Source organism: Paraclostridium sordellii, from assembly GCF_000953675.1.
Taxonomy (GTDB): Bacteria; Bacillota; Clostridia; order Peptostreptococcales; family Peptostreptococcaceae; genus Paraclostridium; species Paraclostridium sordellii.
Map to the genome: position 1 here is coordinate 827,390 of NZ_LN679998.1, position 13,540 is coordinate 840,929.

General features: G+C 24.9%; 15 protein-coding genes. 11 read left to right on the forward strand and 4 right to left on the reverse strand.

Going from position 1 to position 13,540, the window contains the following annotated elements; translation table 11 throughout:
• The first annotated feature begins 187 nt into the window (after window positions 1-187).
• The 6 genes from ATCC9714_RS04025 (at window position 188) to ATCC9714_RS04045 (ending at window position 4,567) form a co-directional block, all read left to right on the forward strand.
• Complete coding sequence (locus ATCC9714_RS04025; protein WP_021123237.1) at window positions 188-721, forward strand: sigma factor; 534 nt, start codon at window positions 188-190, stop codon at window positions 719-721.
• Between the two features lie 74 nt (window positions 722-795).
• Window positions 796-1,587, forward strand: coding sequence for a class I SAM-dependent methyltransferase (locus ATCC9714_RS04030; protein WP_057544507.1), 792 nt, complete (start codon window positions 796-798; stop codon window positions 1,585-1,587).
• Between the two features lie 131 nt (window positions 1,588-1,718).
• Entirely contained in the window at window positions 1,719-1,853 is a 135-nt protein-coding gene (locus ATCC9714_RS17670; RefSeq protein ID WP_261291298.1) for a hypothetical protein, read from the forward strand.
• 140 nt (window positions 1,854-1,993) lie between these two features.
• Entirely contained in the window at window positions 1,994-3,829 is a 1,836-nt protein-coding gene (gene abc-f, locus ATCC9714_RS04035) for a ribosomal protection-like ABC-F family protein (protein WP_244465155.1), read from the forward strand.
• A gap of 96 nt (window positions 3,830-3,925) precedes the next feature.
• Window positions 3,926-4,228, forward strand: coding sequence for a hypothetical protein (locus tag ATCC9714_RS04040; protein ID WP_021123243.1), 303 nt, complete (start codon window positions 3,926-3,928; stop codon window positions 4,226-4,228).
• Between the two features lie 75 nt (window positions 4,229-4,303).
• The gene (locus tag ATCC9714_RS04045; protein WP_077065656.1) at window positions 4,304-4,567 is read left to right on the forward strand and encodes a hypothetical protein; all 264 of its coding nucleotides are present in this window, start codon (window positions 4,304-4,306) and stop codon (window positions 4,565-4,567) included.
• 138 nt (window positions 4,568-4,705) lie between these two features.
• Here ATCC9714_RS04045 and ATCC9714_RS04050 read toward each other — a convergent pair whose 3' ends face one another.
• From ATCC9714_RS04050 to ATCC9714_RS04060, 3 genes are all read right to left on the reverse strand, one after another.
• Window positions 4,706-5,284 carry a 4Fe-4S binding protein gene (locus ATCC9714_RS04050; protein ID WP_057574313.1) on the reverse strand — a complete coding sequence of 193 codons (579 nt, stop codon included), beginning with the start codon at window positions 5,282-5,284 and terminating at the stop codon, window positions 4,706-4,708.
• A 2-nt stretch (window positions 5,285-5,286) separates the two neighbouring features.
• The gene (locus tag ATCC9714_RS04055) at window positions 5,287-5,493 is read right to left on the reverse strand and encodes a DUF362 domain-containing protein (RefSeq protein ID WP_021123247.1); all 207 of its coding nucleotides are present in this window, start codon (window positions 5,491-5,493) and stop codon (window positions 5,287-5,289) included.
• 240 nt (window positions 5,494-5,733) lie between these two features.
• The gene (locus ATCC9714_RS04060) at window positions 5,734-6,126 is read right to left on the reverse strand and encodes a hypothetical protein (protein WP_155485663.1); all 393 of its coding nucleotides are present in this window, start codon (window positions 6,124-6,126) and stop codon (window positions 5,734-5,736) included.
• A gap of 226 nt (window positions 6,127-6,352) precedes the next feature.
• Here ATCC9714_RS04060 and ATCC9714_RS04065 point away from each other — a divergent pair, with 226 nt between their 5' ends.
• The 3 genes from ATCC9714_RS04065 to ATCC9714_RS04075 all read left to right on the forward strand — a co-directional run bounded on the left by ATCC9714_RS04065 (window position 6,353) and on the right by ATCC9714_RS04075 (window position 9,142).
• On the forward strand, window positions 6,353-6,916 hold the full coding sequence (locus tag ATCC9714_RS04065) for a VanZ family protein (RefSeq protein ID WP_054630044.1): 564 nt from the start codon (window positions 6,353-6,355) through the stop codon (window positions 6,914-6,916).
• Window positions 6,917-7,247: 331 nt separating this feature from the next.
• Complete coding sequence (locus ATCC9714_RS04070; RefSeq protein ID WP_021128738.1) at window positions 7,248-8,123, forward strand: FUSC family protein; 876 nt, start codon at window positions 7,248-7,250, stop codon at window positions 8,121-8,123.
• A gap of 95 nt (window positions 8,124-8,218) precedes the next feature.
• Complete coding sequence (locus ATCC9714_RS04075; RefSeq protein WP_057538312.1) at window positions 8,219-9,142, forward strand: LCP family protein; 924 nt, start codon at window positions 8,219-8,221, stop codon at window positions 9,140-9,142.
• 163 nt (window positions 9,143-9,305) lie between these two features.
• Here ATCC9714_RS04075 and ATCC9714_RS04080 read toward each other — a convergent pair whose 3' ends face one another.
• On the reverse strand, window positions 9,306-10,172 hold the full coding sequence (locus tag ATCC9714_RS04080) for a potassium channel family protein (protein ID WP_055329485.1): 867 nt from the start codon (window positions 10,170-10,172) through the stop codon (window positions 9,306-9,308).
• A 191-nt stretch (window positions 10,173-10,363) separates the two neighbouring features.
• Here ATCC9714_RS04080 and ATCC9714_RS04085 point away from each other — a divergent pair, with 191 nt between their 5' ends.
• Both ATCC9714_RS04085 and ATCC9714_RS04090 read left to right on the forward strand, forming a co-directional pair.
• A complete protein-coding gene (locus ATCC9714_RS04085; protein WP_057544510.1) occupies window positions 10,364-11,386 on the forward strand; it encodes a DmpA family aminopeptidase in 1,023 nt (340 codons plus the stop codon).
• Between the two features lie 373 nt (window positions 11,387-11,759).
• On the forward strand, window positions 11,760-13,469 hold the full coding sequence (locus ATCC9714_RS04090) for an AbgT family transporter (protein WP_055329483.1): 1,710 nt from the start codon (window positions 11,760-11,762) through the stop codon (window positions 13,467-13,469).
• Window positions 13,470-13,540: the final 71 nt, after the last annotated feature.

The following is a 13,540-nucleotide window of genomic DNA, read 5'->3' on the forward strand; positions in this document are numbered from 1 at the left end:
AATAATTTATATTTACGATAATTCATAATGCAATACCTACTTTATATAACATATTTTCAAATACACAATAAATATAACAGTAACAACATTATCAAGCAACTTTTTAATAAAAATTTTGAAAACTTTGAAACTAAATGACTATATAATATGTCTTATATATGTAATTAAAATTATTAAGGAGATAGAGATGATAAAAAGTAATATTTTAAATAAGGTTAGGGGTTTTGATATAGGTAAGGAACTATCCGTAGAAGAAACCTTAATAAAGCAATCACAATGGGGGAATGATGATGCTTTTGAAAAGTTAATAGATAGATATGAAGGATATCTTTATAAAATGGCATTTTTATATGTAAAAAATGAACAAGATGCTATGGATATATACCAAGAAACAGTATTAAAGGCATATTTAAATATAACTAAATTAAAAGATAGAAAAGCATTTAAAACTTGGATAACAAAAATACTTGTAAATAATGTTTATACAAAAAATAATCAAGTTAAAAAAATTCAAGAAAACCATATTAAACTAGATACAAAGGAATTTAATAACTATAAAGTTAAAAATAAAATGGTTTATGATAATGTAACAAGTGAAAATATTTATAAGATAGGTTATCACGATACAAATGAATTTTTAACAATTAAATTTAAAAACTTTAAAAATAAAAAAGATAGTGAAGTTACGGAGTTTAAAGTTAATATAAGTAATTATAAATAATAGTATTTTAATTTTATAAAGGATTTATAAAATTTATAGCCAACAAATAATAAAACTTAAAAAGGTGGGGTTTTATGAATTTATTAGAATCACAAATAAAAAAATACTACGAAGGATATGATGAAGACAACAGACTTATAAAAGATAACTCTCATAGCATTGAATTTATTACTACTACTAAATACTTAGACAAATATATATCGAAAGAATCTAAAATACTTGAAGTAGGAGCAGCGACAGGAAGATACTCTTTTTATTATGCTAAAAAAGGTTGTAAAGTAACAGCTTTAGAACTATCAGAAAATCATATAGAAATTATGAAAAATAAACAAAAAGAAAATAAGCTTAAACTAGATATAATTCAAGGAAATGCACTAGATTTAAGTAAATTTAAAAATGAATACTACGACTTTGTATTACTTCTAGGGCCAATGTATCACCTTACAACTAAAGAAGATAGAACTAAGTGTGTAGAGGAAGCACTACGAGTATTAAAGCCAGGTGGAATAATTACAGTAGCTTATATAAACAGATTTGCTCATTTTGTTGATATGGTAAATAGAGATAAAGAAGAAATTAAATCTAAAGAGCTACAAAACATATTAAAAAATGGTGTAGAATTTGAAAACAAAAGCAACTATTTCTATTTTTCCACATATAATGAAATTGAAAACTTAATGGAAGAAAATGATGTTATAAAAATTAATCATATAGCAACGGATGGAATAGCAGATATGATGAGAGGTAGAATAAATTCTTTTACAAAAGAAGAATTTAATTTATGGCTTAAATATCACTTAGAAACTTGTGAAAATCCAAATTTAATAGGTTATAGTAAACATAGCTTATATATTGGAAGAAAATAAATAAAAAATGGTTATAAATAGATATTTAAAAGCTAATAATATAAATATTAAATATATTTCAATAAATAGCTTGAATTTTCAGAAAAGTAAAACTATAATATATTTTAAATACTATAAAAAGGAGGATTAAAATGAAAACTTACTTTGTAAACCAAATGTGCAAAATTAGACAATATTCATTCAATATTTCAGCATATAAAGCTAACTATGGGATAAGTACGTCTAAAATTAAATATTTGAAGCAAAGAGTAAGTTATAAATTTTAATCCAGATATAATATTTTAAGAAAATTTATCCGGGCAAGTTTATATTTGCTCGGATTTTTTAGTACACAAATTTACTTTAATTTGTCATGCCTTTAAACCCGAGCAAACTTGCTTAGGTTTTTTTAATGGAGGTTTTAATTATGATAGAACTAGAAGTAAAAAATGTAAAAAAGTACTATGGAGCAAATTTAATATTTGAAGATATTAATTTTGATGTAAAAACTAAAGAAAGAGTAGCTATAGTAGGAAGAAATGGGTGTGGGAAAAGTAGTATATTCAATATAATAGTAGATAAAGAAAAACAAGATAAAGGAGAAATATTAAAAAGAAAAAATTTAAAATTAGGTTACTTAGAACAAATACCAAAATTTGAAAATTATAAAGTAAAAGAAATTTTAAACCTAGGATTTTCACATTTAATAAAACTTGAGGAAAACTTAAGAGATTTAGAAAAAGATATGAAAAATGAAAATTGTGATATGGAGAAAATTCTTAACAAGTACAGCAATCTTCAACAGGAATATGAAAGCCTAGGAGGTTATGAAAAAGAAACTAAAATATCTAAGGTATGTACTGGATTAAATATAAATGAAGATTTTTTAAAAGCAGAATTTTACTCTCTAAGTGGAGGAGAAAAAACTAGAGTTATGCTAGGAAAAATATTAATTGAAAGTCCAGATCTTTTATTACTAGATGAACCGACAAATCATCTTGATATGAAAAGTATAGAGTGGCTTGAAAGCTATTTAAAAGATTATGATGGAAGTGTAATTATAGTATCTCATGATAGATACTTTTTAGATAAGGTTGTAAACAAAGTAGTTGAAATTGAAAACTTAACTTCAAAAACTTATATAGGAAACTATTCAAGTTACTTAAGTCAAAAAGAAGAAGCTTTAATTTTGGCAAACCAGAACTATAAAGAACAACAAAAGAAAATAAAAGCTATGGAAGAATCTATAAAACAATTAAAAGTATTTTCAAGAAATGGATCTAATGAGAAATTCGTAAAAAGAGCACAAAGTATGCAAAAGAGGTTAGATAAAATTGATAAATTAGAAAATCCAAATAAGAAAATCGAAAATATGAAAATAAATATAAATAATAACAGTAAACAATCTCAAGATGTTATTTTAATAAAAGAAGGAAGTAAAGCATTTGATAATAAACTATTATTTAAAGATGTAGACATCTTAGTAAGAAAAGGAGAAAACATAGCCTTAATAGGAGATAATGGATGTGGCAAATCAACACTTGTAAAAATAATACTACAAGAAGAAAAACTAGATAGTGGAAACTTAAAAGTAGCAAGTAGTTCTAAAATAGGATATCTTCCACAAAATATAGAATTTGAATATAAAGAAAAAACTATACTAGATTGGTTTAGAGAAGATATAGTTATAACAGAAGGAAAAGCCAGAGAATACTTATCTAAATACATGTTTTTTAAAGAAGATGTATTTAAAAAAGTAAAATCTCTATCAGGTGGAGAAAAATCACGACTTAAACTAAGTAAGATACTTTACTTTGAAGTGAATTTACTAATATTAGATGAACCGACAAATCATTTAGATATTGAAAGTATAAATAATTTAGAAAAAGTATTAAAAGACTTTAAGGGAAGTATTTTATTTGTATCCCATGATAGATATTTTATAAATAATTTATGTAATAAAATATTATCAATAGAAGACAATCAAGTTCTAAGCTGGAATGGAAACTATGATTACTATAAAGAAAAAAGAGAAGAACTAAAAAATAAAGTAAAACCGGTTGAAGTTATTAAAATATCTAAAAAAACAGAAAAAACTAAAGCAAAAGAAGAAAGAAAAATAAATAAATACAAAATAGAAAAAGACATGGAAAAATTAGAAGGTAACATAAAAGAATTAGATTTTAAAATACAAAATATAGATTGTGATTATATAAAATTACAAAGCTTCCTTGAAGAAAAAATAAACTTGAAGGGGAATTAGATGATCTATTAAATAAATGGACAGAAGCTGAAAGTTATTGAAATTAGTATAAACATTAAATATCATATACTATATAGAGTTTTTAGGGGGAAGTTGATGACTAAGAAAATAAGTCAAAAATATGCAAATCTATTTTTATGCTTTTCGATAATATTATCTATAATTATGATATATTTTGTATTTGTTAGAGGTGGGATTAAAGCTAGTTTAGACAATGAAAATTGGATTATAACCTTAGGAGCTGTAGTTGCTAACATAGCAAATATCTATGGAGGGTTAAGTCTGAAGAAAAAGGGAATAGATGTAGAATTAAATAAATCAAGAGTACAAGGATCAATAATAATATTAGCTACGATATGTATAGTAGATTTAATACCAAGAATAATTTTTACAATATAATTTATAAAATATCAAGTTAAATACTTTTTATTAGGGGTTATTATAATCTTATTTAGTACACAACTTGGATGTATAATGCTTAATATTTTTTATAAAAATAAGAATTTGCTAGGAGTTCTTAATGAATTGTTAAATGGATTTATAAACTCACTTATGATAATTGGGGGTTTAATATTTAGTATTGGGCTAGTGGATAGGATTATAGGAAATAAATTTAATTATTTGGAATTGGGAATTATATTTGGATCAATACTAGGATTTATATTTAAAGATATAACCAAGTTTATAGTACTAGGGATAATGGTAGGGACAATTATTCAATATGTATATAAGAAATAAAAGGGAGGGGGGATTTTAGTTAAAATAGAGTATTTAGAAAGGCTTTTAATAGGTGTAAAGAGGACTTATAATTTAGAGCAAATAAAAAAGGCTAGAAATAATCCTAGTCTTTTTTATTTTGATATTTGAACAAATGAATTACTCCTTATACTTAGCTTTTGAAATAAGTTGAGTCATAGTTCCCATTGGACAATAAACACACCAAGACTTGGGTTTATATAAAATCATAGTAAACACACCAAGAATAGTAGAAGTAAGCATAATACTATAAAAACCAAATGCAAACTGAGCAACCCAAGGAGAAACCATACTAGTATTCACCCAATTCCAAGGTAACTTAAAAGTCCAAAGTATTTTTATAAATTCTTTTAACTCATTAGTGCCATTAAAAACTAAATAAGTGTTAAATAACATAACAATAAACATAGTCATAAAAAATGTTAAAAATCCATATCTAAAATATTTACTTTTTAAAAATTTAGGAATATCTTTATATCTTGATAGCTTTAACTTATTTCCCATAAGCTCTAAAAGCTGACCTCTTCCACAATATTTATTACAATATAACTTTCCTCCACCAGAAAAAGAAATTATTAGAGGTATAAAAAAACATAAAAGTCCTAGCCAAGCAAAAAGTATGTTAAATAATCCTAGGAATAAATAAAGAGCACTAATGATCCACATATAATCCGTAAACTTTTTTTTAGACTTTTTCATAATTAACTACTAACCTCCTTTAACTGAATTTCTATAACTGATGCAGGACAAGTTTTAGCACACTTTCCACATCCAACACATTTTTCAAAATTAATTTTAGCAAAAACACCTTGTTCAATACTTATAATCTGTAAAGGACAAGATTTCGCACAAACTCCACAAGCCACACAATAATTTGTGTCAACTATTGCCTTTCTTTTTTTAGCCATAATTTTCCCTCCAATATCAATCTAATAATGATTATATTCAAACCTACTTTATAAATCTGTGATAATGTCACAAAAGAATTTATTTAATAGAGGATATAATTTTTAAAATCTCTTTAGATATGATATAAAGTTATTCTATAGAAATTAATTTGGAAACAGAAAATAAAGCAAAAGATAATTATGTAACTGCACATTAAGAGGGCATCGTAAAACACGATACCCTCTTATGTATAATAATCTTTATAAAAATATATTTTTAAAGCTTTTAAGCAGTGTAAAAATTGAAGTTATTAAAACACAAAATCCTAAAAATGTACCTACAGATATAACAGCAGGGGAAAGACTAGTATCTATTATTATTGGAATTAAAAAAACTCCTAAAGATATCAATGGAAGATTTTTACTTAATCCAGAAATAATATTTTTTCTTCCTAATAAATAATACAAAACACTTAATAGTATAAAGATTGGAATAGAAATAATTAATATAACTAAAAATTGGGTTCCACAGTTTTCATACCAACTAAACACATTGTAATAAGAAGAATATATATATTCAGACAGGACTATTGTCGCTGTTAGTAGCAAGTTTAAAATAAAAAACATAATAGAATACTTTTTAGTTTTTTTCATAAAATTCAACCTCCTTAAAACTATTCTACAAATTATAACAAAAAAAGACAAAAAATTAGTTACAATAAAGTATCGAAATAATTTTAAAATTCATTTAATTATAATTTAATGTAAAAACTTTTAATCTTACTCCATATCTTAAGCATTTTAGTACAATTTTAAGTAAAATTGTTAAATTTATGATAAGTTATTTTTATGAAAATTAATTTAAACAAGGGGATTAACAATGCTATCATTTAAAAATGTATTTATAATTTTTTTCATATTATATTCAACTATATTTTTAAAATCCAAAATTAAAGTAAATAAGAATATAAATAAATTTATATACTACATATTAGGCATATATATCTGTTTAGGTATTGTATCATCAATATTTCCTATATCAATTAATACCCAAAGAATTCTGTTTAATTTAAAAAATAGCATAGGAGAAAATAATAAATTTTTATCTATAAATTATATATATGAAAGCTTATTCTTAAATATAGAGTTAGAAAGTAAAGTAATTATATTAAAAGATTTAGCAGAAAACATTATAATGTTTATACCAGTTGGAATATACTTAGCATTTCTTGATAGAAGAAAAAACATAAAAGAAGTTATTATATTAGGATTTGGTTTTAGTGCATGTATAGAATTTGTAGAATTTTTAACCAGTGTTATTATAGGATATGATTACATACCTAGTAATATATATAGTATTATATTAAATACAATTGGAGCTGTTATTGGATATATAATGTTTAAAAAGTTGTTTACAGTAATATTAAATATTAACAAGAGTTAAAACTAAATTTAAATATAAAAAAGATAAAATGAATTATAATTCATTTTATCTTTTTTATATTTAAAGGATTTTATCTTTAAAAATTATATATTAAAAATTTAATTTTATATATTTTAAAATAAAGAAAATAATGATTAAAATAAACAGAAAATTCATAAAGTAACACATATATAACTATTTAAATGATTATATATATACAAATAGGGTAGAAATAAATTGCAAAATAAATGATTTTAAGTATACCCAAATTTTAAATAATAAATTATACTATATAAATATAAATGACATAATAATCTTAGACTAATCGGATATATACTAGGAGGGAAATACATTGAAGCTAAAAAAAATGGGGATGCGGACTATAAAAACAGGTATAGCAGTAATGATATGTCTGTTATTAGGTAAGTTCCTTGTTCAAAAACTATTTTACTGTGCAATAGCTTGTGTAATTTCAGTTCAAGACACAGTAAAAGGCTCTATGAAAGTTGGATTAAACAGAGTAAAGGGAACTATTGTAGGTGGTATAATCGGATTTTTATTTGCTTTAATTCAACCAGGAGAACCTATTTTATGTGGTATAGGTATAATGCTTACAATTTACACTTGTAATATGCTAAAAATAAGTTCCGTAGTAGTATCTTGTGTAACATTTTTAGCAATACACTTAGGTGTTGGTACATACAATCCTGCATATTACTCAATTCACAGGGTTATAGATACTTCAGTTGGAGTAATTATAGGTGTTGTGACAAATTACTTAATCGCTAGACCTAATTACTTAGCAAAAACAGTATCTGAATTTAAAAACATAGAAAAATCTGCAATACAACTTATAGAATCTAAAATCGTAAATGAGGAAGATTTAGATATAAACGTATTTAAGAAAAATATACAACAACTTGATAAAATATATTCAAAATTAACGGATGAACTAGATTATGGTGGAAAGAATGATGCAGATATAGAAAATCTAGAGAAATCAATAAGTATATGTAGAGAAATTTATTTTCATATGCAATCCATAGAATTATTAGAAAGCAAACTGTACTTAAATAAAGATAACTATAATGCATTAAGAGAATTATACAATACAGAAGAAATAAGTTTTGATGTTGAAGAGAATAAAAGTCCTGTATTTAATTATCACCTAAGCAAAATAATAGAAGAGATTAAAACTCTAAAAGAATTTAATAAATCTATTGAATAAAATTCTAAGCTTTTAAAAGCTTGGGATTTTTTTATGTTATAATAATAAATTGTCAATAATTATAACTAACATAAAAAATGTAAGGAAGTGAATTTGTGAAAATCAATAAAAAAATTATAGTAATATTATTACTAATTATATTTATTCCAGCAGGAATATTAACATTTATGATAAAAGAAAATCATAAAAAAGAAGAAATAGCAAAGAAAGAAGCAAAACAAGAAGCTTTAAAAAATGAAAAATCTATGAATATTGCTTTATTTGGATTAGATAGAAGAAGTAAAGAAGAAAAATCAAGAGCAGACTCTATAATGGTTGCAAATATAAATTTTGAAACAAAAACAATAAATCTAGTATCAATACTTAGAGATACTTTAGTAGATATAAAAGGTCATGGAAAAGATAAGCTAAATCATTCTTATGCTTATGGAGGACCTGAACTTTCAATGGAAACTATAAATTCAAACTTTGATTTAGACATAAATAAATATGTAAGTGTTGATTTTTTCAGCTTAGCAAAGGTAATTGATATAATAGGTGGCGTAGATATAGATTTAAAAGATTATGAAGCAAATCAAATAAATCAAAACTTAAACGAAATAAATGGTATAGAAAAGTTACCTAAAGAAACTGATTATATACAAGGAAGCGGCTTAAAAAATTTAAACGGGAGACAAGCTGTGGCTTATTGTAGAATAAGAAAAGAAGGTAATGGAGATTATGAAAGAACTCAAAGACAAAGAAATGTATTAAAAGCTATACTTTTAAAATATGAGAAGTTAGATTCAGGTAAAAGGTTTGAAGTAGGTATGGAAATGATGTCTCAAGTAAATACAAATATACCTATAAATGATATAAAAGATCTTCAAAATAAAATTTTAAGTGATAAAGATTTTACTATAAATCAACATATGATACCATTTGAAGGAAGTTTTGAAACTAAAATAATAGATAAAAAGTGGGTAATAGATGCAAATATGAAAGAGAATATTAAAAAAATTCATGAATACCTAAAATAAAAAGACGAGTGTCAGTGGGGCACTCGTCTTTTCTTAAAAGGAGAAATAAGTATAGTATATTTAGCGATATAATTAAAAATTTCATTTGAAATTATATTAAAATTATAAACAAATAAAAAAAATATATACATTAAATTTATAATTTTTATAAATTATTTTTAAATTAATCATTTTTAAGTGATGAAAGTACATTACACATGGTATTAATATCATCCTTGCTTAGATTATCAAAATTTTCTAATCTATTTACAATATCCAATATAACTTTATCTTTGTACTCATCATTACTAAACTTAGAACTAGATATTACATCCTTTAAACTATCGTTTAGAATTTGATAGTTATTTTTACTTTTATGCTTATTATTATGATGTCTTATATTTTCTTTTTTTATAAAGTATGTAGATAATGTAGAAGTTAAAGAACCTATAAAGCCTATTCCAAATATCATCAAAATACAAGCAATAATTCTTCCTGAAAAAGTTTTAGGACAAATATATCCATATCCAACGGTAGTAACAGTAACTATGCTCCACCAAAGAGAATCTCCTATATTCCAATGTTCAAAATAACTCATAGTTACTGAACTTAAAAATATCATAAATAAAGCTATAAACAAAGTATAACTAAAGTTATTAGTTTTAAGTAATTTATAAAAATTACTATCACTTTTTTTAATAATAGCTACTATTCTAAGAACCATAACAAGTTTTAATAGTATTACATACTTTCCAAGTTTTAAAATACCATAATTAGATAGTAAAATAAAAAAAGTATGAAAAGGAATAATTGAAATTAAATCTATTATATTATTTTTAACAAATGATTTTTTATCATTACTTAAAACAAATCGAGTTATATAATCTACAACAAATATTATCCATATTATACAGGCTGTATTTGTTAAAATAACATTTATATTAAAACTTAAATGTAGAGTAAGTTGAACGATTAAAATTACTGCTATTAATAAGGATAAAAAAGCCATCATTAAATTGTAAGCAATATGTTTTTTTTTCGTAGTAACCATAAAAATAAAAAGCTCCATTCTATTTAAATTAGATATAACAATATATTAAGATAAAAAATATTTGTTGTCAAAAAAAGGAAAAATAGGTCGCAATCAAAAAATTATATATAAATAAAAAATAATATCTTTGTTTTTAAATAAAAATTATATATATTTTAAATATATTAAAAAATATATAATTTGGAGGATATATGGGAATAGAAAAAGAGTATTTAATAAATATTGGGGAATTAAAAAAAGGGAAAAATAATTTAATAACAGATGTTGATGGAGTTAGGGTAGGTCATGTAACTTTAGATAATCAAGATATAAAAACAGGTGTAACAGCCATACTACCTCATGGAGGAAATATTTTTAAAGAAAAGGTAATGGCATCTACTTTTGTTATAAATGGTTTTGGGAAAAGCATTGGGCTTATACAAGTAGATGAACTTGGGACTATAGAAACACCAATAATTCTAACTAATACACTAAGTATTGGAACAGCATGTACTGGATTAATAAAATATATGTTAAGTGAAAATGAAGATATAGGAAAAACTACATCTACAGTAAATCCAATGGTGCTTGAATGTAATGATGGATTTTTAAATGATATAAGAGGACTTCATGTAAAAGAATCACACATAATAGAAGCTATAAAAAAGGCAAGCAATGATTTTGAAGAAGGATCAGTAGGAGCTGGGACAGGAATGAGTTGTTATCAATTAAAAGGTGGAATAGGGTCATCTTCAAGAGCTATAACTTTAGATAATAAGGAATACATAGTAGGAAGTTTAGTTTTATCTAACTGTGGACTAGAAAAAGATTTAATATTAGATGGAAGAAAAATAGGCAGAGAGATAACTAGTAAAAAAGATTTAGAATTAGAAAAAGGATCTATAATAATTGTAATAGCAACTGATATACCTCTTAGTGAAAGACAATTAAAAAGGGTAGCAAAAAGAGCTAGTATATCATTAGGAAGAACTGGTTCTCACTTAGGAAATGGAAGTGGAGATATAGTAGTTGCATTTTCAACTGCAAATAAAGTTAGTCATTATGAAGAAAAAGATATAAATTCAATGAAATTTATAAATGAAAATAAAATAGATTTAATTTTTAGAGCAAGCATAGAATCCATTGAAGAATCTATAATTAGTTCTATGATACATTCAAAAGAAACTGTAGGGCGAGATAATAATAAAAGGAAAAGTATAATGAATTATATATAATAAAAATAATAATCTACAAAAATCAAAAAATTTTAATTTGAAGTGTTTAAAACTATTCTAATTGGTTATATATATAATATCATAAGATTTTCCGCCATAGAAATTTTAATTAATATACAATTTTTTTCAAGCTCAAAAACAAGACTTTTTAAGTCTTGTTTTATTTTTTTTTGTCAAATTCATATCTATACACTAATCAAATTTAAAACTCTTTTAAAAAAGTTCATAATCGACAGTTAAACTCGAAATTTAGGGAAAAGTTTCAATAATTAAAATATTCAAAATTGTAGAAAAAATTAAAATTGTGTTGTATAATCAACTTGAGAAAAGGGAATTATATGTATTAAAAATTTTTTAGGGGGAAATTGTTATTATGGAATTAAATGTATCGAGTAAAAGTGAAAAACAGTCGAAACTTCAATCGTGCATGGCTGTAATTGAAAAAGTTGGGAATAAACTACCAAGTCCAGCGTTATTATTTGTTTATATATCAATAGGAGTACTTATACTTTCAGCAATACTTGGAATGTTTGGAGTAGTTGCTAAAACAGAACTTGGAACTTTCCCAATAAATAACTTATTAGGTCAAAAGCCAATTGAAGTTTTAAAGGTAACTGCAGGGGGGACTGCTGTTGCAGAAACATATTCTAATGGACTATCTTATATAATAGGTTCTGTTATAAAGAACTTTATGGGGATGACAGCTTTAGGAGCAATACTTATTATAATGTTAGCAATAGGCGTAATGGAACAAAGTGGATACTTATCAATAGGTATACAAAGTATAGTTAAAGCTACACCAGCTAAGCTTGTAACACCAGTTGTAATATTTTTAGGGGTTATGTCAAACGTTGCATCTGATGCAGGTTATGTTGTTTTAATACCACTTGCAGCACTAGTTTACTACACAGTAGGAAGAAACCCTATGGTCGGTCTTGCTGCTGGATTTGCAGGGGTTTCAGGAGGATTTAGTGCAAACTTACTTATAGGTTCATTTGATGCATTATTAATACCATTTACTCAAGCAGCTGCTGAAACAGGTGATGCTTTAGTTGGTACAAGTTTTGCGCCATTATTAAAATCTACATCTAATATGTTTTTCTTAATGGCTTCAACATTTATTATAGTTTTAGTAGGTACTTTAATTATAGATAAAATTGTTGAGCCAAGCATGGGTAAATATGATAAGAAAGAAGCAGATGTTGTTGAAAAAACTGGGGAGTTAACTCAACAAGAAAAGAAAGCATTTAAAGCTGCTAATATGAGTTTACTAGGAGTAGTGGCATTTATAGCTTTAACAGTTTTACCATTTGATAAAAATAATGTAATACCTATAGTTGGTGATTTATCTAAAACAGTTCCAATGACTAGCATAACTCCAGAAGGAACTATGGCAGTAGATGGAGTTAGTAAGTTTTTAGATTCTATATTCTTTAGTGGTGATATGATAATGATGTTAATGTTTATCGTATTCTTAGTACCAGGTATGGTTTATGGATTTAAATCAGGGAAATTTAAGACTAAAGATGATGTTATAGGTGCAATGGTCGTATCTATGAAGAGTATGGCTTCTATAATAGTTATATTATTCTTTGTTGCACAGTTCTTAAACTTCTTTAACGATTCACACTTAGGTATATGGATTGCATCATTAGGAGCAGATTTAGTAGCTAAGATACCAACAGATAATACTTTCATGGCTATGATGTTAATGATTGCATTTATATGGTTTACAGCAATAGTTAACTTATTTATAGCTGGTGGTACATCTAAATATGGTTTACTTGCTCCAATATTTATACCAATACTTATGAGTGCTGGATTCTCACCTGCTGGAGTACAGTTAATGTATAGAATAGGTGATTCATCTACAAATATAATATCTCCACTTATGAGTTACATGGGAGTTATAGTAATCTTTGGACAAAAATATAAGAAAAACTTTGGAATAGGTAACTTGATGGGAATGATGTTACCGATATCTATAGGATTCTTGATAGCTTGGACTGTGTTTGCAGTTGCCTGGGCACTAGCAGGAGCTCCTATAGGACCAGGTGAATTCTTCTTTATAAATCAGTATTAATTTAGGATGACTTGAAATTGTACATAACCTTCCTACACAAGACATCGGCTTTAATGTTTGGTCAGGTTATA

Bases quoted from the DNA above. Each gene is read 5' to 3' on its own strand.
- ATCC9714_RS04065 (WP_054630044.1), top strand. From the start codon at position 6,353: ATGCTATCATTTAAAAATGTATTTATAATTTTTTTCATATTATATTCA.
- ATCC9714_RS04085 (WP_057544510.1), top strand. From the start codon at position 10,364: ATGGGAATAGAAAAAGAGTATTTAATAAATATTGGGGAATTAAAAAAA.
- ATCC9714_RS04055 (WP_021123247.1), bottom strand. From the start codon at position 5,493: ATGGCTAAAAAAAGAAAGGCAATAGTTGACACAAATTATTGTGTGGCT.
- ATCC9714_RS04050 (WP_057574313.1), bottom strand. From the start codon at position 5,284: ATGAAAAAGTCTAAAAAAAAGTTTACGGATTATATGTGGATCATTAGT.
- ATCC9714_RS04060 (WP_155485663.1), bottom strand. From the start codon at position 6,126: ATGAAAAAAACTAAAAAGTATTCTATTATGTTTTTTATTTTAAACTTG.
- ATCC9714_RS04080 (WP_055329485.1), bottom strand. From the start codon at position 10,172: ATGGTTACTACGAAAAAAAAACATATTGCTTACAATTTAATGATGGCT.
- abc-f (WP_244465155.1), top strand. From the start codon at position 1,994: ATGATAGAACTAGAAGTAAAAAATGTAAAAAAGTACTATGGAGCAAAT.
- ATCC9714_RS04090 (WP_055329483.1), top strand. From the start codon at position 11,760: ATGGAATTAAATGTATCGAGTAAAAGTGAAAAACAGTCGAAACTTCAA.
- ATCC9714_RS04030 (WP_057544507.1), top strand. From the start codon at position 796: ATGAATTTATTAGAATCACAAATAAAAAAATACTACGAAGGATATGAT.
- ATCC9714_RS04040 (WP_021123243.1), top strand. From the start codon at position 3,926: ATGACTAAGAAAATAAGTCAAAAATATGCAAATCTATTTTTATGCTTT.
- ATCC9714_RS04045 (WP_077065656.1), top strand. From the start codon at position 4,304: ATGCTTAATATTTTTTATAAAAATAAGAATTTGCTAGGAGTTCTTAAT.
- ATCC9714_RS17670 (WP_261291298.1), top strand. From the start codon at position 1,719: ATGAAAACTTACTTTGTAAACCAAATGTGCAAAATTAGACAATATTCA.
- ATCC9714_RS04025 (WP_021123237.1), top strand. From the start codon at position 188: ATGATAAAAAGTAATATTTTAAATAAGGTTAGGGGTTTTGATATAGGT.